Below are 17,724 nucleotides of genomic sequence, written 5' to 3' on the forward strand. Positions count from 1 at the left end.
GGATCAGCTCGTACTGCTGCAGCTGCAGCTGGAACAGCCGCAGCAACTGGAGGTGCTGCAGGACGAACAGCTCGACGTACTGGTGCTGGAGCTGCACCAGCCCGCGGCGTCCTTGCCCACGTCCGCGATCTCCTCCACCTCGAAGGTGACGGACTCCAGGGACAGCAACTCGCCGGCCAGATCGGTGGCCAGGTTGGTGGTGGTCATCGCGACTCCTTCGGATCGGGGTGGACGGAGCTGAACAGCAAGACACGGGCGACAGTGGTGACGCCGGCGAGATCGGGTGGGGTGAGGTCCACCACTGCGGCCCGGCGGCCGCTCGCGGTGAGGGCGGCGACGATCTGCTGGTCGTCGACGATGTCGGTCAGCTCGGGTTCGCCTGCCTCGGGGCCGGCCACCAGCGCGCCGGTGAGGTCGGTGTCCAGTCGCACGCGCTGGTCCACCCGGGCGAACGCAGTACCGGCCAGTTGGCGTTCGCCGACCGCGGTCAGCAGCGCGGTCTCCACCGCCTGCACCCAGGACGCACCGGACCTTGCGATGACTTGCTGTCGCAAGCCGTTGCTGATGGCAACAACTCCGACGGGGACGACGCCACGGCCGAGATGGAAGGTGAGCTGAGATCCTTCGGCCACCAGCTCCTGGGCGAGGATCATCAGCCGGCGGTGTTGCTGCGGATCGAGCGCCGCGGCGATCGTGGCGTCGGGGACGCGGACGATGGGGAGTTCTCCACGGGCCACGGCTGCGACCGCCGCTGCGCCTACCGCGCTGATCAGCGCCCGCGAGGCCGCCTCGGCCGCCCTCGGACCGGCCGCCAAGCCGGACAGCTCCGGCTCGTACTCCGCCGCGTTCCAGTCCAGTGGACCGGTCAGCGCCGCGCCACGAGGAACTGCCAGCGGTGCCTGGTCGGCCAGATCGCTCGCCGCAGCCTGCCGCCCATCTGTCCGCGTTACACCCAGCCAGGTCTCCAACTGCTCCGGTACGACGCTCTCGGCGTCGGGCGCGGGTTCGGTGAGCAGGGAGCACCGGCGATGCAAGTTCAACGCATAGCGGGCAGCGGCTGTCTCCAGCGCCACGAGCCGCGCCTCGAGCACCGTCTCCACTCCGAAGCTGATGATCGGCTCCGCCGCTGCGGCCGGCGCCCGCAGTACGGCCGTCTTGACCGGGATCTGCGGTACGGCGTCGTCGTCGAACCGCCGCATCGCCCCGACCGAGTCGGCCACCACCCGGTCGAACCGGCGGTAGGCCCACTCGCCCTCGCTTTCGTTGCCTTCAGCAACTGGCTCCAGGTCGGCATCATCGTGTGGCACCGCGGGGTGCGCCAGGACCCGCTCGGTCCGGACGGTCAGGCGGTCCGGATCCACCAGCACCACGGAGCCGTCGATGTCGGCCGCGATGCAGCCGGTCAGCTTCTTGAACACCTCGAAGCCCGCCATGCTAATCAGCAGCGTCGACGCGCCATTGGCCAGCGCCAGTTGGGCCGGCGCGGCCGCTGCACCTACGACTCCCGCCTGCCACAGGTCCGTCGTACCTGGCAGGCCGTTGTCGCTCATGCGCAGTAGCGCGGAGTGGATCGACACCGAGCCTTGCCACGGCCCGGCTGCCAGCAGGTCGCCGACGCGGTAGAGCGGGAGATAGGCGGTGGCGGCGCGGCGGGCTTGGTCGGCCAGGGTGAAGAGCTGGGGTGACGGGCCATCCAGGGCGAGCAGACAGATCAGGTCGGCATCGGCCGGGTCAGGGTGGGTGTCGAAGCGGACGAACCCCTGCTCCGCGCTGCCGACTCCATTGACCAGCAGGGCTTCCACCAGAGTGGCAGCTGCCTGTTGGTCGGCACTGGTGACGATCACCCGGGCAGCGGCAGCGCGGGCGAACCCGGTGCCGTCGTCGCCGTGGTGTTCGAGCAGCGCCAACTGACTTGCGTACTTGGTGCGGGTGTCGTCGTCCAGCAAGGCCCGCGAGTCAGCCCCGTCCAGTACGACGCCGCGCGCTGCCAGGGTTCCGAGCAGAGAGCGGACCGCGCCCTCGTGCGCGCTGGGCAGACCGGCCACGATGTCGGTCATCGCGGTGTTGCCGTCGAGGTGCGGCAGCAGGGCGGACAGGTACCGGTAGGCGCCGGCACCGCGGATCACGAAGGCGCCGTCGGTACCGCGGACGTAGACGCCGTCCAGCGTCTCCAGGAACGCCACGTCCTGACGCATGCGCGGGCGGACTAGTTCAGCGGGTGGGTTGGTCACGGACGCTCCTCAGGCGGTGGGCGGTAAGGCGGTCGTAGGTGGCCGGGTCAGGTGACGTCGCGGCGCCGGATCAGGAGTGCTGCCGCAGTGGTGGTCAAGGCCAGGTAGGCCAGCAGCACCAAGCAGGCGGCGGGCGCGCTCAGGTAGTCGACGACGCCAGGCGTTCCCCCGTCGCCCTGCGTCGGTGCGCCCAGGCTGGCGACCAGCGAACCGCTGGCCGAGCCGAGCAGGACGTTGCGGACCGGCTCGATGGCCGGGATCACGCCGGCCAGGCCGGACAGCGCGTTCTCCAGCCCCAGCGTCCACAGCAAGCCGACCGCGAGCGCGGCACTCGTACCCCGGAACAGCACGCCGAGGGCAGCCCCGACGCTCATCCAGGTGATCGAGATCAGCACGGCCGCACCCAGTGAGCCGGCCAGGTTCGACAGCGGCGGCCAGTCGACCGGCTGAGACTCGACAACAGCGATCAGCGCCGAGGCCAGGGCGGCGGCTGCGGCGGCGACGAGGGCGATCACGGCGACGGCGCCCGCGCCCACCACAAGCTTGGCGAGCAGGACCTGGGTCCGGCTGGGCCCCTGGGTGAAGCGGGCCGTCCAAGTCCCCCAGCGGTACTCCGAGCCGGTGACCAGAACGCCGAGGATGAGCATGATGGCGCCCCCGAACAGCGGGTAGCTGCTGAGCGAGGTGGAACCGACCTCGCCGGGCATCAGGATCGCGAGGAGCTCTGCCCGGCCCGCGTCGGCCGGGTCGAGCACGCTGTAGACGATGTACGGGACGGCGAAGGCGAAGCCGACCACCATCAGCACCCAGGTGGCGCCGACGATCACCGGAGCCAGTCGTTTGCGCATCAACAGCGCCTCAGCGGCGACCGCGGTGATCACGACGCCTCCTGCCCGTCATGCGCGGTGAGCGCGAAGAACACACCTTCGAGCGTCTGCCGCTCACGCCGAACCTCATGAACATCAATGCCCGCGGCCACCAGCGCCCGGACCAGGCCGGGAACATCGTCGGGCGCCCCACTCAACCGCCAATGCCGATCCCCCACCTCCCCCACCTCGGCCAGCACCGGCTCCCCCGCGACTCCACCAGCCGCTCCGCCCGCGACTGCTTCGGTGGTTCGGGCGCCTGTTCGGGTGGCGAGGATCTGGCCGGCTTCGGCCAGCGGGGTGGCCCACAGCTCCAGGGCGGTGGAGCCGGGGCGGTCGCGGATCGCGGCGACGGTGTCATCGGCGATGACCAGACCGCGGTCGATCACCACCACCCGGTCGCAGATCTGCTGCACCTCACCGAGCTGGTGCGACGACAGCAGCACCGTCGTACCGGCCGCGCCGAGGTCGCGGATCAGCGTGCGCATCGAGGCGACGCCCTCGGGGTCGAGTCCGTTGGTCGGTTCGTCCAGGATCAGCAGTGTCGGCTCGCCGAGCAGCGCCGCCGCCACCCCGAGCCGTTGCCCCATCCCGAGCGAGTAGCCGCCGAAGCGGTCGCCGGCCCGATGACTGAGCTCGACCACGTCGAGCACCCGATCCACCTCGGTGTCCGGCTGCCCGCCGGCCCGTGCCAGCACCTGCAGGTTGGTCCGGCCGGACAAATGCGGCACGAAGGCGGGCGACTCGATCAACGCACCCACCCGCCGGAGCGCCTCGGAGGCCCCGGGCCGCCGGCCCAGCACGGTCACCGACCCACGGTCGGCCCGCACCAGCCCGAGCAGGATGCGCAGCAGCGTCGTCTTCCCGGCCCCGTTGGGCCCGAGCACCCCGTAGACCTGGCCGGGCGCGACCTCGAGGCTGACTCCGCGCAGCGCTTGAACGGCGCCGAAGGACTTGTGCACGTCGGTGACCTGGACGGCGGCTGACAACGTCGGTGCGCCGGCTGTGCCGGGTCTTGCCGGGGCGGTCCGGGTTTCCACGCTGCCTGCTCTCGGGTCGGCTCGACGATCTGTACGGCGACAGACATCCACCGGACCGGTGCAGGACGGATCGGCGCCACCAACAGGCGGCATCGAGCGTCATGAAAATCGACGAATTTCGACTCCTCGTAGCCAGCGCCCCGAGGTTAACAGACAATTCCCGGAGCAGCGAGAGGCAATATCCTTGAATTGCACATGAACAATTTATGACTCACTGTCAGTGAAATTCGGAGCCGGGCCGCGCGCCCAGACCCCCACCAGCACAGGGATTCCTACTCGTTACCGAGAAATGTATTTCGCACCCATCGACTGCTTGAAACGCTCGACTGAAATAGACCAATCAATTGTCCGAACCGGGGCCTGAGGCAACTAAGTTTCGCGGAAAATGAAACCTTTTCGGCTCTCTCCCGAAACCGCCGGATCAAGCGTATTGTCGGCCTATGCTGACTGCGCGACGCGGCCTTGCGACCGGGATCGACTACGCCACCCTGGCCCTACCGCTCGGCCTGCTGGCCGGGATCGTGGCGCTGCGCCGGAGCCGATCGACGGCCGCGGATAGACCACCGTTGTCATCGGCCCGGGTCCGGTTGATCGTCGCCGCCGGGGCGACGCTGCCGCTCAGTTGCTCGCTCGCGGCCGCGGAAGCCTCGGGTGGTTCGCCAGGAAAGCGGCTCCTCGGCTTCACCGTCAGTGACGACACGACCGACGAAGCCCCGACGTACCCGCAGGCCCTGGCGCGTACCTTGCTCAAGACCGCACTGCCGTGGGAGCTGGGACATCAGGCCGTCTGGGAATTCCGGGCGGACCACACGCGGCGCGGCGCCGTCCTGGCGGCGGGTGCCTATGCGGCGATCGGTTGGCAGGCCGTCGCCATCGCCCGGGGAGCGCGGCAGACGTACCCCGACCGCGTCGCCGGCACCCGGGTGCGCAAAAGCTAGCGCCTCGTCCAGCAACGTTGGGGAGGTAGTCAGGTCGGCTGGTGTCTGCTGGAGGTCAGGTCCTGCGGCTGGGTGGAGGGGTGGCAGCTCGCCCTGGACTGGTTCGGGGAGGATTTTCGCCGGACTTGGGGAGGATCGTGCTACCGGTGTGGGGAGAAGATCCTCCCCGGATCGGTGGGAGCGGGCAGTCGACGGTTCGGGGAGGGGTCGGGCCTGGCCGGGTCCGGCCCTATGCCGGCTTTGTGCACGGGCTGAGCGTCCGGAGCACGGTGGAACGCTCAGGTCACGCACAAGGTCGCCGGCAGGCCCGCCCCGGGGGGTGGGCAGAACGGAGCTTCAGGCCATCAATCTGGATTGCTCGCGAGACTCGCCACGTTCAGCGGTGGGTCGTCCAGGGCGGCATTGATGCGGTGGGGATCCGTGGGTTTCGGGGAGCCCGGGCGGTTCACGACGGCGTCGTCGCCGGTTGACCGGCTCGCTGCTCGCGGGCCGGCAGCGTGGCCGGGTCGGGGGCCCTGGCTGCGGATCCAGCTGCTGTCGTACCCACCCGCAAGACCTGTCGTCCAGACGCCCTCAGCACACGATTACCTTCCCAACGTTGCTAGACCCAGCACTGGCGCCGTGGAGCGCAGGATGCTGGAAGTGTCGGGGTGAGCGGGAAGAATGCGCGGCATGAGCATCTTGAGCCCGCGGGCGATCAACCGGGCGACCTTGGCCCGGCAGTTGCTGCTGGAGCGCAGTGACCTGTCCGTCACGGAGGCCGTCGGGCAACTGGTGGGGATGCAGGGGCAGGAGCCGAAGCATCCGTTCGTCGGGTTGTGGTCCCGGCTGGCCTGGTTCAGCGAGGGTGATCTGATCGCGGCGATCGAGGAGCGCAAGGTCGTCCGGGCCACGCTCTTCCGGGGCACCCTGCATCTGGTCACCGCCGACGACTACCTGCGCTTCCGTACGACGCTCAGCCCGGTTCTCGAGGCCGGCCTGAAACTGCTCGGAGACCGGGCCGCAGGGCTGGAGCCCGACAAGGTCGCCGCCGCGGCGCGGCAGCTCCTCGCCGTGGAGCCGCTGACGTTCACCGAGGTCCGGGGCGCCTTGCAGCAGCAGTTCCCCGACGTCAACGACCGGGCGCTCGGATTCTGCACCCGGATGCTCGTGCCGCTGGTCATCGCACCGTCTGAGACCCGCTGGGGCTGGACCGCGAACGCACGGTTCACCCCGGCCGAACAGTGGATCGGCGGCAAGGTGCGGCGGTCCGCAGTACCGAAGGAGCTGGCCGTCCGGTATCTGGAGGCGTTCGGGCCGGCCACCCCGGCGGACTTCCAGACCTGGTCCGGGTTGCCGAAGGCGAAGGCGTTGTTCGACTCGATGGAGCTCGAGGTCTTCACCGACGAGCACGGCAAGAACCTGTACGACGTACCGGGCGGGCCGCGACCCGATCCGGACAGCGAGGCGCCGGTCAGGTTCCTGCCGGAGTTCGACAACCTGCTGCTCGCCCACGCGAAACGTGAGCGGATCATCGCCGGCGAACACCGGCAGGCCGTCTTCACCAAGAACCTGCGGGTGAAGTCGACGTACCTGGTCGACGGGCTGGTCGCCGGATTGTGGACAGCGGAGAAGAAACGAGGTGTGGCAACTCTCACCCTGACTCCGTTCGGCCGGACGACGAAGCAGACGGCGGCCGCGCTGGAGCGCGAAGGTGAGGCGCTGCTGCGCTTCCTGGAGCCCGATGCGAAGACCTGTGAAGTGGTTACGGGTAGTTGATGAGGTTGTTGTCACACATCAGATGACTGGGCCTGAGGCCGTCGGCCCAGTGGAATAGACAGATGAGCACAGTCCCCATGATCACTCTGGACAACGGCGTCGAGATCCCACAGCTCGGCCTGGGGGTGTGGCAGGTCGAGGACGAGATCGTCACCGGTGTCGTCGAGGCGGCGTTCGAGGCCGGCTACCGGCACGTCGACACCGCCGCCATCTACGGCAACGAGGCGGGGGTCGGCCGCGCCATCGCCGCCTCCGGCCTGCCCCGCGACGAACTGTTCATCACCACCAAGCTGTGGAACAGCGACCAGGGCTACGACTCGACCCTGAAGGCCTTCGACGCCAGCCTCGACCGGCTGGGCCTGGAGTCCGTGGACCTCTACCTGATCCACTGGCAGGCACTGAAGAAGGACAAGTACGTCGAGACCTGGAAGGCGTTCGAGCAGCTGTACGCCGACAAGCGGGTGCGCGCGATCGGCGTCTCGAACTTTCACATCCCGGCGCTGCGGCGGCTGTTCGAGGAGACCGACCTGCGGCCGGCGGTGAACCAGATCGAGCTGCACCCGGAGCTGCCGCAGGACGAGCTGCGCGCGTTCAACGCGGAGAACGACATCGTCACCCAGGCGTGGAGCCCGCTGGCTTCGGGTGGGCTGGTGGACAACCCGACGCTGAAGGCGATCGGCGCGAAGTACGGCAAGACGCCCGCGCAGGTGGCGATCCGCTGGCACCTGCAGCTGGGCAACGTGGTGCTGCCGAAGTCGAAGACGCCGAGCCGGATCGCGGAGAACATCGCCGTGTTCGACTTCGCGCTGGACAACGACGACATGGCCGCGATCGCCGATCTGGAGACCGGCGTCCGCACCGGTGGGGACCCGGACACCTTCGGCTAGAGCACCTCGAGGAAGCGTCGTAGTACCGGCGAGTTGTTGTCCGGTGACCAGGCCACGCAGAGGTCCCATGGTGGTAGGTCGTCGGACAACTCGCGGTAGACGACCTTGTCCGGATCGATCGGCGGTGTCGGGGCGATCAGCAACGAGACCCCGAGCCCGGCCGCGACCAGCGACACGATCGTCTGTACGTCGGCGCCCTCCTGCACGATCCGTGGCGTGAACCCGGCGTCCTGGCAGTTGCCGACGATCGCGTCGTGCACCGACGGTCCGGACGCGCGGGTGTAGAGCACGAAGTCGTCGTCAGCCAGGTCGGCCAGGCGGATCCTGCGGCGCCCGGCCAGTGGGTGCTTCGCGGACAGCGCGGCGACCAACGGATCTGCCGAGATCACCCGGGTGGCCAGACCGTCCACGGTCGTGGTCAGCGGCCGGAACAGACCGACATCGATCCGCCCGTCCAGCAAGGCCTTGGTCTGGTTGATCGTGGTCATCGTCTCCAGATCGAGTACGACGTCCGGCTGGGCCTCTCTGAAGGCACCGAGAAGCCGCGGCAGCGCCTCGAAGGTCGCGGACTGGACGAACCGCAGCCGCAGCGTACCGAGCTCACCGCGATGGACCCGCTGAGCATCGCGAACCGCCAGGTCGGCCTGCTTGAGCAGCGCTCTCGAGTCGGCCAGAAAGCTCTCCCCCGCTGCCGTCAGCACGAAGCGCTTCTTCACCCGGGCGAACAACTCGACCCCGAGCTCCCGCTCCAGCGACGCGATCTGCCGGCTCAGCGACGGCTGGGTCAGGTGCAGTCGCACCGCCGCCCGCCCGACGTTCAGCTCCTCGGCGACCACGACAAACGACTCCAGCAGGCGCAGCTCCATGGACCCATCATGCACCAGGCGCATCAACTGAGCACAGAACTTTCATTGGACGTATCAACTGCCGCTGCCTAGTTTCGAAGCATGTACTACAACTTCACTCCCGCCATCGAGAAGGTCGCCAAAGAATCCCGCTCCGGTATGGCCGACGCCCCCGTCGTACCGGACAAGCCCCGCCGCCGCTGGCGCCGTCGCCCGACGGCCCTGTGGGAAGCTGAGCCTCGTGATCGAAGTACGCCGGTTGCGGGTCCTGCGAGCGCTTGCTGACCACGGCACCGTGACGGCGGCCGCCGAGGTCCTGCACCTGACCCCGTCGGCCGTCTCCCAGCAACTCGCGGCCCTCGAATCCGAGGTCGGCCAAGAACTCCTGGAACGTCGCGGCCGCCGAGTAGCCATCACCTCGGCCGGCCGCCTCCTGCTCGACCACACCGACGCCATCCTCACCGAAGTAGAACGCGCCGAAGAAGCCATGCGCCTGCACGCCGAAGGCGCCACCGGCGAAATCCGGGTAGCCGCCTTCGCCACCGCCATCAGCCTCCTCGTCGCCCCGTCCCTCGCCGCCTTGCGGACCACCACACCTGGCCTCCACCTCGCGGTCCGAGACGCCGAAGGTCATCAAGCGATCACCCAGCTCCTCGACGGCGAGGTCGAACTGGCCATCGCCGTAGAGCACCGCGGCTCCCCCAGCCCCGACGACCAACGCCTGACCCGAATCCCCTTGTACGCCGAGCCTTTCGCCGCCATCCTGCCCGCCGACCACCCGGCCGCGACCGCGGCCCAGATCGACCTCACCACCCTCGCCACCGACGACTGGATCATGACGTCGACCGGCAACCCGATCCGCGACGTAGTCCTCCTAGCCTGCGAACAAGCAGGCTTCGCCCCTCGCATCGCCCACCACTCCGACGACTACACAGCCGTAGCAGCCCTGGTCGCCGCGGGCGCCGGCGTCTCCCTGGTCCCCCAACTAGCCCTCCCCAACCCCGGCACCGCCGTACTCCGCCCGCTCACACCCCCCACCCCCACCCGCCGCGTCTACGCCGCCATCCGCACCGGCCAAACCAACAACCCATTGCTAAAAGCAACCACCGAAACCCTCCGCAAAACCGCAGCAGCGTTACCCCTGACCCCGTAACAACCCCCGCACCTCACCAGCACGCGGATCGGCTAGCGGGCCTTGTCGTACTGGTCGCGGGCCTGCATCACGTCGGGGACTTTGGACTCCACCCAGTGGGCCAGGGAGTTGACCTTGGCTGCTACCTCCTGGCCGAGGGGGGTCAGTGAGTAGTCGACGCGGGGTGGGATGACGGGCTTGGCGTCGCGGAGTACGAAGCCGTCGCGTTCCAGGGCCTGCAGGGTTTGGGCGAGCATCTTCTCGCTCACTCCGCCGACGTGGCGGCGCAGTTCGCTGAAGCGGTACGACCGGTCGAGCAGGGCGGCCAGCACGAGGACGCCCCAGCGGCTGGTGACGTGTTCGAGGATGATCCGGGACGGGCAATCCACCCGATTGACGTCCGGCGCGAAGGTCTCGGGCATGGCGGCACTCTCCTAGGCTTACTTCGAGAGTAGTACCTTACTTCAAAGTGGGTACTGTTGTGAAGATAGTACCCACCCTAGAGTTAGTGGCACTCCACGAACTCTACGGAAAGCGAACCTCTTCAGATGAGCATCGTCATCACCGGCGCCACCGGGCAGCTTGGTCGTCTTGTCATTGCCGATCTGCTGGCCGCGGGCGTGCCCGCCGACGGCATCACGGCTGTTGCCCGGAGCAAGGAAAAGGCCGCTGACCTCGCGGCCCAGGGCGTCAAGGTCGCCATCGCGGACTACGACGAACCGGCGACGCTCGACGAGATCTTCAGCGCCGGCGACCGGGTCCTGCTGGTGTCCGGTACCGACTTCGGCCGCCGGGTCGGTCAGCACGCCGCCGTCATCGACGCGACGAAGAAGGCGGGCGTCTCGCAGCTCGCCTACACCAGCGTCTTCGGTGCTCCGGACAACGCGATGCTGCTCGCCGCCGACCACAAGGCGACCGAACAGCTCATCCTCGACTCCGGCGTCCCGCACACTCTCCTGCGCAACAACTGGTACTCCGAGATGGGCGTCTTCGACCTGCCCGCCACCGTCGAGAGCGGCGCGATCGTGAACGGCGTCAGCCCGGACGGCCGGCTGGCCACGGCGAGCCGACAGGACTTCGCGGCCGCGGCGTCCGCAGTACTGCGCACCGACGGCCACCTCAACCAGGCTTACGAGTTGAGCGGTGACGGGGCCTGGACCTTCGGCGAGTACGCCGCCGAGGTAACCCGCCAGACCGGCAAGCCCGTAGTGCACCGCTCCCTGTCCCACGACGAGAACCTGGCCGGCCTGACCGCCGCCGGCATCCCCGAGGCCTTCGCCACCGTCCTGGCCGACGTCGACACCCAAATCAGCACCGGCACCCTCAGCGGCACCCCCGGCACCCTCGCCCAGCTGATCGGCCGCCCGACCACCCCGATCGCCACGACAATCGCCGACCAATTGGGCTAGTCCGTCGATGGGAGGACATCGAGGAGTTCCTGCACCTCATCGGCCGCCGGGTCGGCGAACTGCTGGTACAGGACGACGGCTCGCTGCCAGTGCATGCGAGCCTCCTCGGGCCGGCCGAGCGCAAGCAGGGTCCGGCCGAGACGATCCAGGGTGCGGCCCTCCTGGTTCTCAGCGGGAAATCGGATTGCTATCTCCAGCGCCTGTTCGAAGTACTCGCGAGCCTGCTGGTGATCGCCGCGCAGCGACCAGCCTTTCCCGAAGTCAGTCAGCAGGTCGAACTCGATCATCGCAAGCCCGTCGGCACGGGCCCGTTCGAGCGCCTCGGCCAGCATTGGCCAGCCCGCGTCGTACTGGCCGCTCTCCACCAGCGACATGCCCATCTGCTCCTGATGAAGCAAGGCCGTCCGGCCTCTTCCCCGTTCGCGATGAACGGCGATCACGCGATCAAAGGCTGCCCGCTGCCCGGCCAGATCACCCAGCGCGCCCGCGGCAGAACCGGCGACCAGCCGCACGGCCGCCTCGAGATGCATCCAGTCCTCCGGCGGCAAGGCCAGAACTTCGTCGACCGCTGCCTTCGCTTCGGCCGGTTCACCGATCCGCACCAAGACATAGGCGAGTTCGATCAAACAGTTCACCACCTGGTCGAGATCGCCCCGGGCGCGGGCCAGCCGTAGCGCGATCCGGATGCAGTCGGCCGCCGACCGCGGCTGGTCGAGCGCCGTGTACAGCCGTCCCAGCGAGAGCCACAGCCAGTCGTCGAGCTCGTCGTCCGGTTCATCGAGAATGCCCGTGACGGCGGCCAATGCGTCCCGCGACTCGGCGAACCGCAACCGCACTCGCGCGAACTGAAACATCCCCAGCCCGGTCCGCGCGGCGGTCAGCCGGTCCTCCCGGCCTCCGGTCGCCGCCTTGGCGATGAGCCGGAGCACGTTGCCGACCTCGGCCTCCAGCCAGCGTGCCACCTCATCGCGGTCGCCGAGGTCTTCGGCGCCGGCCGACCAGTCCTCGGCGCCCTTCGGATGCGGCAACTCGTGGAGCTCGCTGAGTCGCCACAGGACGCCCAAGTAGCAACGCAGTTCCCGGCGCGAGGCCTCCGCCCGCTCGGCACTGGTCATCGTGCCGGCCGCCAACTCCTGTCCGACATCACGGACGAGATCGTGCATTCGGTACTGCTGAGGCGCGGGCGTCTCCAGCAAGTGAACGTCCACCAGCCGTTCGAGGAGATCTTCCGTCACGTCCAGCGGCAGCTCCAGCACCTTCGCCGCGGTCCGGAGCGGGAAATGGTCCCCCTCCGACAAGGCCAGCAGTGGGAACATCTCGCTACACTTCCGGTCCCCGGGACGGTCTGTCGCGGCCAGCGAACGGAGCGACGACACGATAGTCGCCCGGATCCCGCCGCCTGCACCGCCGCCACTCAACGCATCGAGCCTGCTGCCGTCATCGGCCAGGAGACCGACCAGAGCTGCCAGCCCTCCGGCAGCCTGAATGGACGGATGACCGCCAGCGATCCGTACCGCCAATGGCAGCAATCCACAGTGCCGGACCAACTGCAGCGCGGCCTCCGGCTCAGCCGCTACCCGATCCCTCCCAGCGACCTCGCCGAGCAGGCTCAGACCATCTTCCTCGGTGAGCACCTGCAGGCCGAGATACCTTACGCCGGGAAGTGCAGTCAGTTGCTTGCGACTCGTGATGACGACTGCCGACCCGCGGGTTCCGGGTATCAACGGCAGCACCTGATCCACGCCGTCCGCGTCGTCCAGCAACAACAGGACTCGCCGATGCGCGAGCGCCGTACGGTACCTGCCGACTGCCTGCTCGACGTCGCGAGGATCGTCCGCTGGTGGGACACCCAGACTTCGCAGTACGGCGGCCAGCGCGCCCGCCGTACTGACCGGCTCCTGACTCCCACCGCCCAGGTTGAGGTAGATCTGGCCGTCCGGGTAGTCGGGAGCCACCAAGTGCCCGGCCTGGATGGCGAGTGCGGTCTTGCCCACCCCGCCCATGCCACCGACCGCGGAGATGACCACAGCCCGACTGTCCACGCGCAGGTCAGTTGTCCGTAGGAGCCGGACCAAGTCGTTCAGCTCCCGATCACGCCCGGTGAAGTCGTCCGGGGCGGGCGGTAGCTGCTCCGGAAGCGCACGACTCTGGCGCGGGGGATCGGCCGCGTCCGTCAACTGACGTTGTTCAGGCAGTGAAAGTCTGAGCGCGAGGGCAAGTTGATCGATCGTCGCTGCGCGAGGGGAGCGGCGACGGCCGCCTTCCAGTGCGCGGATCCCCTCGACGCTCAAGCCGGCACGAGCAGCCAGTCCTTCCTGGGTGAGGCCTGCGCGCAGGCGGAATTGCTTCAGCAGGTGGGCGACACCGGATGGCGGGGCGGTGGATCCTGGGATCCGCATGCAGCCAGGCTAAGGGATCGCCGCCGTCGATGACCCTCAGGTGAGGTGGGCTGCGGCTGCTCGGGTGATGCGGTCGAAGGTGGGGGGTTTGATGCCGGGGCCCATTTCGCGGAAGGCTAGGACGCTGACGATCTTGCCCTTCAGGGTGATGGCGTACGGGAAGCCGCCGTCCTCGCTGCCGGGGTCGTTCGGCAGTGGGTAGTCGTACCAGCGGAGGATGCGGGTCGTGTCGCCGACGGCCAAGGTGCGGTCCTCGGTCAGCTTGCGGGCGTGGGTCGGCGCGGGGACGGCGGACTTGCAGGACTTCACCGTCTTGATGATCTTGTCGTACGCCGCCCGCGCGGCCTTCGCGTCGGAGTACCGGGTGAGCCACTGGCCACCGGAGGCGTCGAGGTCGGTGGTGAAGTTGCGGCTCAGGCTGCCCAGCGGGTTGGCACCGCGGGTCGAGCCGCGGCCGCAGATCGGCGTACTGGCGGAGCCGGTGGTGGAGACCCAGCCGCGCTTCGGGTCGGCCTTGGCGAGTTCGGCGCCGGTGAGCAGCATCGCGGTGGTCAGCTTGACCGGCTTGCCGGGCGCGGGAGTCGGCGTGGGCGTGGGCGTGATGCTCGGAGTCGGCGTGGGCTTGCCACTCGGCGTCGCACTCGGTTTGCCAGAAGCGCTTGGCCCGCTCGACGTGCTTGGCGTAGTCGGTACGCCAGTGGTGGGCGCAGGCGTGGTGGCCGCGGCCGTCGGCGTACCGGCTGGTGCGGCGTTGCCAGACGGCTTCGTGTCGTTGCCGCAAGCCACTAACAGCAGGCCCAGCGTCGCCATCCCAGCGGCGGCCAGGTGGGCGTGCTTCCATCCCCGTGCGGTCATCTCCGGCCAACCTTCTCGCGATGTGACGTCCTGCTGGGGTGGACGCTAGCGAGAAGCGATTGGTTGCCGGGGGATTTGCCCGGTCAGGCGCGGCGGCGGCCGTCCAGGCCAACCGTGGACAGCCGGGCGATCAGGGTGCGCGGGGTGTAGCGGGCCGCCGCGACGACGAGTTTGTAACGCATCGACGGGATCGAGATCGCCTTGCCGCGCATCAGGTCGGTCCAGGCGGCGTCGACCAGGTCGGTGGCGTCGAGCCACAGGAACGACGGGATGATCGTCTTGTCCATCCCCATCCGGCTGTGGAACTCGGTGTGCACGAAACCGGGGCAGAGCGCCATCACCGCGACGCCCTTGGAGTGCAGCTCGATCGCCAGGCCCGCCGAGAAGTTCGTCACCCAGGACTTGTGCGCGCTGTAGCTGCCGCGCTGCAGGAAGCCCGCCACCGACGAGACGTTGACCACCGCGCCCGAGCCGCGCTCGATCATCGGCAGAACGGCGGCGTGGGTGAGCCGCAGTACGACGCGCACCAGCAGGTCGAACTGCTTCTCCTCGACCTCGATCGGGTTGGCCCAGAACGGCTTCTTCTCGCCGAAGCCGGCGTTGTTCACCAGTACTTCGATCGGCCCGGTCCGGAACCGCTCTTCGACGGTGGCCAGCTGCTCCGGCACGGTCAGATCCGCCGCGAGCACCTCACTGGCGACCCCGTGCAACCGGGTGATCTCGGTCGCGACCTCCTTGAGCCGCGCCTCATCCCGCGCCACCAGCACGAGGTCGTAGCCCTCGACCGCCAACTTGTCCGCGAACGCCCGCCCGATTCCCGCGGTGGGCCCAGTGATGAGTGCCGTCGCCACAGCTCAGTCCTCCCGTAGATGACGTCGCCCAGTCTGTCACTACTCTGGACTGATGCTGTGTCATAAGACCCCACCCCACCGCCCCGGTCTGGCCGATGTCGACACCTGGGTGCTGGATCTGGACGACACGTTGTATCCGCCCAGCAACGGCCTCGCCGCGCAACTGACAGCGGGAATCCGCGGCTACCTCATCGAGTACTTCGGAACCGACGAGGCGGGCGCCCGCCGGATCCAGGCCGAGCTGGTCGCCTCCCATGGCACCACCCTGCGCGGGTTGATGACCACCGAGGGCGTCCAGGCGGACGACTACCTCCGCTTCGAGAGGCGCCTCGACTACTCCGTACTACGCCCTGACACGGTCCTGGCCGAGGCGATCAAGGCGCTCCCGGGCCGCAAGTTCGTGTTCACCAACGGATCGGCGTACCACGTGGAGCAGGCACTCCCCCGGCTCGGGCTGGCCGGGCTGTTCGACGGGCACTTCGACATCGTGACCGGTGGGTTGACGCCGAAGCCGTACCGGGAGAGCTACGACCGGTTCGTCGAGCGGTTCGCGATCGAGCCGGCCACGACCGCGTTCTTCGATGACCGGGCGGTCAACCTGACCGTGCCGGAGGAGTTGGGGATGGCGACGGTTCTCGTCGGTGGCGAAGCCGAGCCCGGCACCGCGCAGTACCAGGTGCTGGCACCGCGACGGTGGCGGGTGTGGGATCTACCAGCTTTCCTTCACTCCTTGACGGCGCCGGCCGTGAGACCTTCGACGATGTAGCGGCTGGCGAAGGCGAACAGCACCATCGTGGGGATGATCGAGAGCACAGCCGCGGCTGACATCGAACCCCAGTCGATGTTGTAGCTGCTGATGAAACCGTTCAGCGCGGCCGGGATGGTCCGGTTGCTGTCGCTGTTCATCAACGTGACCGACAGGAACAGCTCGTTCCAGCAGTTCACGAAGTTGAAGATGTACGACGCCGCGATGCCCGGAGTCATCACCGGAACCAGCACCCGGAACAGCGCCGTGAACCGCGAGCAGCCGTCCACCATCGCCGCCTCCTCGAGCGAGGCCGGCACGTTCTCGAAGAAGCCGCGCAGCATCACCGTGCAGAGCGGGATCGAGACCGCGACGTACACCAGCACCAGGCCCCACCGGTTGTCGACCAGGTAGAGCCTCGTCATCAGGATGTAGAGCGAGCCGAGCGCGATGAAACCGGGAATCATCTGGGTGACCAGGAAGGCACCCATCACCGCGCCCTTGGAGACGAACTCGAACCGCGCGAGCACGTACGCCGCGAGCAGCGCGATCACCGTCGCGAAGGCGGCCGCGACCGTCGAGACGATCAGGCTGTTGACCAGGAAGACCGCGAAGTTCGACTGCTCGAACAGCCCCTGGTAATTGGCCAGCGACCAGTCGGAAGGCCAGTATTTCAAGGGATAGGCGAAGATCGTGCCCGGCTCCTTGAACGACGTGACCAGGATCCAGTAGAGCGGGAAGATCGTGATCAGCAGGCACAGGCCGAGCCCGACGAAGCGCGCGATCTTGCCGCCGGTGCTGTAGTCGCGAATCATCTCATCGCCTTCTTCGGCCGGATCGACAACAAGTAGAAGATCGCGAACAACATCAGGACGAAGACCACCATCACGCCCATCGCCGACGCGCGTCCGTAGTCACCCTCCTGGGTCACCTGGATCATGTACGACGTCACGATGTGCGTCTCGTTGGCCGGTCCACCACCGGTCATCCCGAAGATCAGCTCGGGTGAGTTGAAGATCCAGATCACCCGCAGCAGCACGGTCAGCGCGAGTGTCGTCCGGATCGACGGGATGGTGATGCTGAACAGCGTCCGGACCTTGCCCGCGCCGTCGATCGCCGAGGCCTCGTAGAGTTCCTCGGGCACCGACTGCAGCGCGGCCAGGATCATGATCGCGAAGAACGTCACGCCGTACCAGACGTTCGCGACGATGACGGCGAACATCGCGTACTTCGCGTCGGCCAGCCACGGCACCGGGGTGTCGATCAGGTGCGTCTTCATCAGCAGGTCGTTGACCACCCCGAACTCGCCGTTGAACATCCAGCGGAACAGGATGCCGATCAGGAAGCCCGACACCGCCCAGGGGAAGAACACCAGCGCCTGGTAGGTACCACGGAAACGGAACTTCCGCCGCAGCCACAACGCCATCGTGAAGCCGATCAGGAACTGCGGGACCAGCGACCCGACCACCCAGACGACCGAGTTCTTCACCGTGCCGCGGAACATCTCGTCGTGCAGCAGCGTGCTGAAGTTCTTCAGCCCGACCCAGGAGGTGTCCGACAGGTCGTTCAGGTTGTAGTTGCGGAAGGCCATCGAGATGCCGTTGGCCAGCGGGTAGTAGGTGAACATGCCGACGAACGCGATCGCCGGCAGCATGAACAGGAACAAGGTGAGCGCCGTCCGCCCGGTGAACTGGCGTCGCCGGGTGACCGGCCGCCGCGGCACCGGCTCCAGCTTGGTGCCGCGGCGTTCGGTGTCGGTCAGAGCCAT

Annotated in this window: 17 protein-coding genes; 6 read left to right on the plus strand and 11 right to left on the minus strand. The window is 68.1% G+C overall.

Going from position 1 to position 17,724, the window contains the following annotated elements; genetic code table 11:
• Positions 1-3: 3 nt before the first annotated feature.
• Genes ACQPYM_RS39850 through ACQPYM_RS39865 form a run of 4 tightly spaced genes read right to left on the minus strand, consistent with a single transcriptional unit; the run spans position 4 to position 4,137 of the window.
• Positions 4-207, minus strand: coding sequence for a thiazolylpeptide-type bacteriocin (locus ACQPYM_RS39850; RefSeq protein ID WP_433011818.1), 204 nt, complete (start codon positions 205-207; stop codon positions 4-6).
• Positions 204-2,231 (minus strand): hypothetical protein, encoded by a 2,028-nt coding sequence (locus ACQPYM_RS39855; protein ID WP_433011821.1) that lies wholly within the window; start codon positions 2,229-2,231, stop codon positions 204-206. The genes ACQPYM_RS39850 and ACQPYM_RS39855 overlap by 4 nt, the downstream gene beginning before the upstream one ends.
• 47 nt (positions 2,232-2,278) lie before the next feature.
• The gene (locus tag ACQPYM_RS39860; protein WP_433011824.1) at positions 2,279-3,112 is read right to left on the minus strand and encodes an ABC transporter permease subunit; all 834 of its coding nucleotides are present in this window, start codon (positions 3,110-3,112) and stop codon (positions 2,279-2,281) included.
• On the minus strand, positions 3,109-4,137 hold the full coding sequence (locus tag ACQPYM_RS39865) for an ABC transporter ATP-binding protein (protein WP_433011827.1): 1,029 nt from the start codon (positions 4,135-4,137) through the stop codon (positions 3,109-3,111). Before ACQPYM_RS39865 ends, ACQPYM_RS39860 begins: the two co-directional genes overlap by 4 nt.
• A 440-nt stretch (positions 4,138-4,577) precedes the next feature.
• Between ACQPYM_RS39865 and ACQPYM_RS39870 the strand changes: the two genes are divergently transcribed.
• From ACQPYM_RS39870 to ACQPYM_RS39880, 3 genes are all read left to right on the plus strand, one after another.
• Complete coding sequence (locus ACQPYM_RS39870) at positions 4,578-5,075, plus strand: RDD family protein (protein WP_433011830.1); 498 nt, start codon at positions 4,578-4,580, stop codon at positions 5,073-5,075.
• A 672-nt stretch (positions 5,076-5,747) separates the two neighbouring features.
• The gene (locus ACQPYM_RS39875) at positions 5,748-6,833 is read left to right on the plus strand and encodes a winged helix DNA-binding domain-containing protein (RefSeq protein ID WP_433011833.1); all 1,086 of its coding nucleotides are present in this window, start codon (positions 5,748-5,750) and stop codon (positions 6,831-6,833) included.
• A 62-nt stretch (positions 6,834-6,895) separates the two neighbouring features.
• Positions 6,896-7,720: an aldo/keto reductase gene (locus tag ACQPYM_RS39880; protein WP_433011836.1), complete on the plus strand. Its 825-nt coding sequence runs from the start codon at positions 6,896-6,898 to the stop codon at positions 7,718-7,720.
• On the opposite strand, the gene ACQPYM_RS39885 is transcribed toward ACQPYM_RS39880, so the two are convergent.
• A complete protein-coding gene (locus tag ACQPYM_RS39885) occupies positions 7,717-8,586 on the minus strand; it encodes a LysR family transcriptional regulator (RefSeq protein WP_433011839.1) in 870 nt (289 codons plus the stop codon). The genes ACQPYM_RS39880 and ACQPYM_RS39885 overlap by 4 nt on opposite strands.
• Before the next feature lie 220 nt (positions 8,587-8,806).
• Between ACQPYM_RS39885 and ACQPYM_RS39890 the strand changes: the two genes are divergently transcribed.
• On the plus strand, positions 8,807-9,718 hold the full coding sequence (locus ACQPYM_RS39890; protein ID WP_433011842.1) for a LysR family transcriptional regulator: 912 nt from the start codon (positions 8,807-8,809) through the stop codon (positions 9,716-9,718).
• 32 nt (positions 9,719-9,750) lie between these two features.
• On the opposite strand, the gene ACQPYM_RS39895 is transcribed toward ACQPYM_RS39890, so the two are convergent.
• The gene (locus ACQPYM_RS39895) at positions 9,751-10,119 is read right to left on the minus strand and encodes a winged helix-turn-helix transcriptional regulator (RefSeq protein ID WP_433011845.1); all 369 of its coding nucleotides are present in this window, start codon (positions 10,117-10,119) and stop codon (positions 9,751-9,753) included.
• A 126-nt stretch (positions 10,120-10,245) separates the two neighbouring features.
• On the opposite strand from ACQPYM_RS39895, the gene ACQPYM_RS39900 reads away from it, so the two are divergent.
• Positions 10,246-11,106 (plus strand): SDR family oxidoreductase, encoded by an 861-nt coding sequence (locus ACQPYM_RS39900; protein WP_433011848.1) that lies wholly within the window; start codon positions 10,246-10,248, stop codon positions 11,104-11,106.
• On the opposite strand, the gene ACQPYM_RS39905 is transcribed toward ACQPYM_RS39900, so the two are convergent.
• The 3 genes from ACQPYM_RS39905 to ACQPYM_RS39915 form a co-directional block, all read right to left on the minus strand.
• The gene (locus tag ACQPYM_RS39905; RefSeq protein ID WP_433011850.1) at positions 11,103-13,505 is read right to left on the minus strand and encodes a tetratricopeptide repeat protein; all 2,403 of its coding nucleotides are present in this window, start codon (positions 13,503-13,505) and stop codon (positions 11,103-11,105) included. The genes ACQPYM_RS39900 and ACQPYM_RS39905 overlap by 4 nt on opposite strands.
• 36 nt (positions 13,506-13,541) lie before the next feature.
• The gene (locus tag ACQPYM_RS39910) at positions 13,542-14,360 is read right to left on the minus strand and encodes a hypothetical protein (protein WP_433011853.1); all 819 of its coding nucleotides are present in this window, start codon (positions 14,358-14,360) and stop codon (positions 13,542-13,544) included.
• Positions 14,361-14,443: 83 nt separating this feature from the next.
• Positions 14,444-15,211, minus strand: a complete 768-nt coding sequence (locus tag ACQPYM_RS39915; RefSeq protein WP_433011856.1) for an SDR family NAD(P)-dependent oxidoreductase — start codon at positions 15,209-15,211, stop codon at positions 14,444-14,446.
• A 52-nt stretch (positions 15,212-15,263) separates the two neighbouring features.
• Here ACQPYM_RS39915 and ACQPYM_RS39920 point away from each other — a divergent pair, with 52 nt between their 5' ends.
• Positions 15,264-15,977, plus strand: a complete 714-nt coding sequence (locus ACQPYM_RS39920; protein ID WP_433011859.1) for a pyrimidine 5'-nucleotidase — start codon at positions 15,264-15,266, stop codon at positions 15,975-15,977.
• Here the strand turns inward: ACQPYM_RS39920 and ACQPYM_RS39925 are convergent.
• Both ACQPYM_RS39925 and ACQPYM_RS39930 read right to left on the minus strand, forming a co-directional pair.
• Entirely contained in the window at positions 15,935-16,771 is an 837-nt protein-coding gene (locus ACQPYM_RS39925) for a carbohydrate ABC transporter permease (protein WP_433011862.1), read from the minus strand. The two genes, ACQPYM_RS39920 and ACQPYM_RS39925, sit on opposite strands and share 43 nt — an antisense overlap.
• Positions 16,768-17,724, minus strand: coding sequence for a carbohydrate ABC transporter permease (locus ACQPYM_RS39930; RefSeq protein WP_433011866.1), 957 nt, complete (start codon positions 17,722-17,724; stop codon positions 16,768-16,770). The genes ACQPYM_RS39925 and ACQPYM_RS39930 overlap by 4 nt, the downstream gene beginning before the upstream one ends.

The sequence above is a fragment of the Kribbella sp. CA-294648 genome, from assembly GCF_050943845.1.
Lineage (GTDB): Bacteria > Actinomycetota > Actinomycetes > Propionibacteriales > Kribbellaceae > Kribbella.

Coding starts and splice junctions, on each gene's coding strand:
- ACQPYM_RS39885 (WP_433011839.1), bottom strand. CDS start 8,586: ATGGAGCTGCGCCTGCTGGAGTCGTTTGTCGTGGTCGCCGAGGAGCTG.
- ACQPYM_RS39900 (WP_433011848.1), top strand. CDS start 10,246: ATGAGCATCGTCATCACCGGCGCCACCGGGCAGCTTGGTCGTCTTGTC.
- ACQPYM_RS39905 (WP_433011850.1), bottom strand. CDS start 13,505: ATGCGGATCCCAGGATCCACCGCCCCGCCATCCGGTGTCGCCCACCTG.
- ACQPYM_RS39930 (WP_433011866.1), bottom strand. CDS start 17,724: ATGGCTCTGACCGACACCGAACGCCGCGGCACCAAGCTGGAGCCGGTG.
- ACQPYM_RS39920 (WP_433011859.1), top strand. CDS start 15,264: ATGCTGTGTCATAAGACCCCACCCCACCGCCCCGGTCTGGCCGATGTC.
- ACQPYM_RS39895 (WP_433011845.1), bottom strand. CDS start 10,119: ATGCCCGAGACCTTCGCGCCGGACGTCAATCGGGTGGATTGCCCGTCC.
- ACQPYM_RS39880 (WP_433011836.1), top strand. CDS start 6,896: ATGAGCACAGTCCCCATGATCACTCTGGACAACGGCGTCGAGATCCCA.
- ACQPYM_RS39910 (WP_433011853.1), bottom strand. CDS start 14,360: ATGACCGCACGGGGATGGAAGCACGCCCACCTGGCCGCCGCTGGGATG.
- ACQPYM_RS39870 (WP_433011830.1), top strand. CDS start 4,578: ATGCTGACTGCGCGACGCGGCCTTGCGACCGGGATCGACTACGCCACC.
- ACQPYM_RS39925 (WP_433011862.1), bottom strand. CDS start 16,771: ATGATTCGCGACTACAGCACCGGCGGCAAGATCGCGCGCTTCGTCGGG.
- ACQPYM_RS39850 (WP_433011818.1), bottom strand. CDS start 207: ATGACCACCACCAACCTGGCCACCGATCTGGCCGGCGAGTTGCTGTCC.
- ACQPYM_RS39875 (WP_433011833.1), top strand. CDS start 5,748: ATGAGCATCTTGAGCCCGCGGGCGATCAACCGGGCGACCTTGGCCCGG.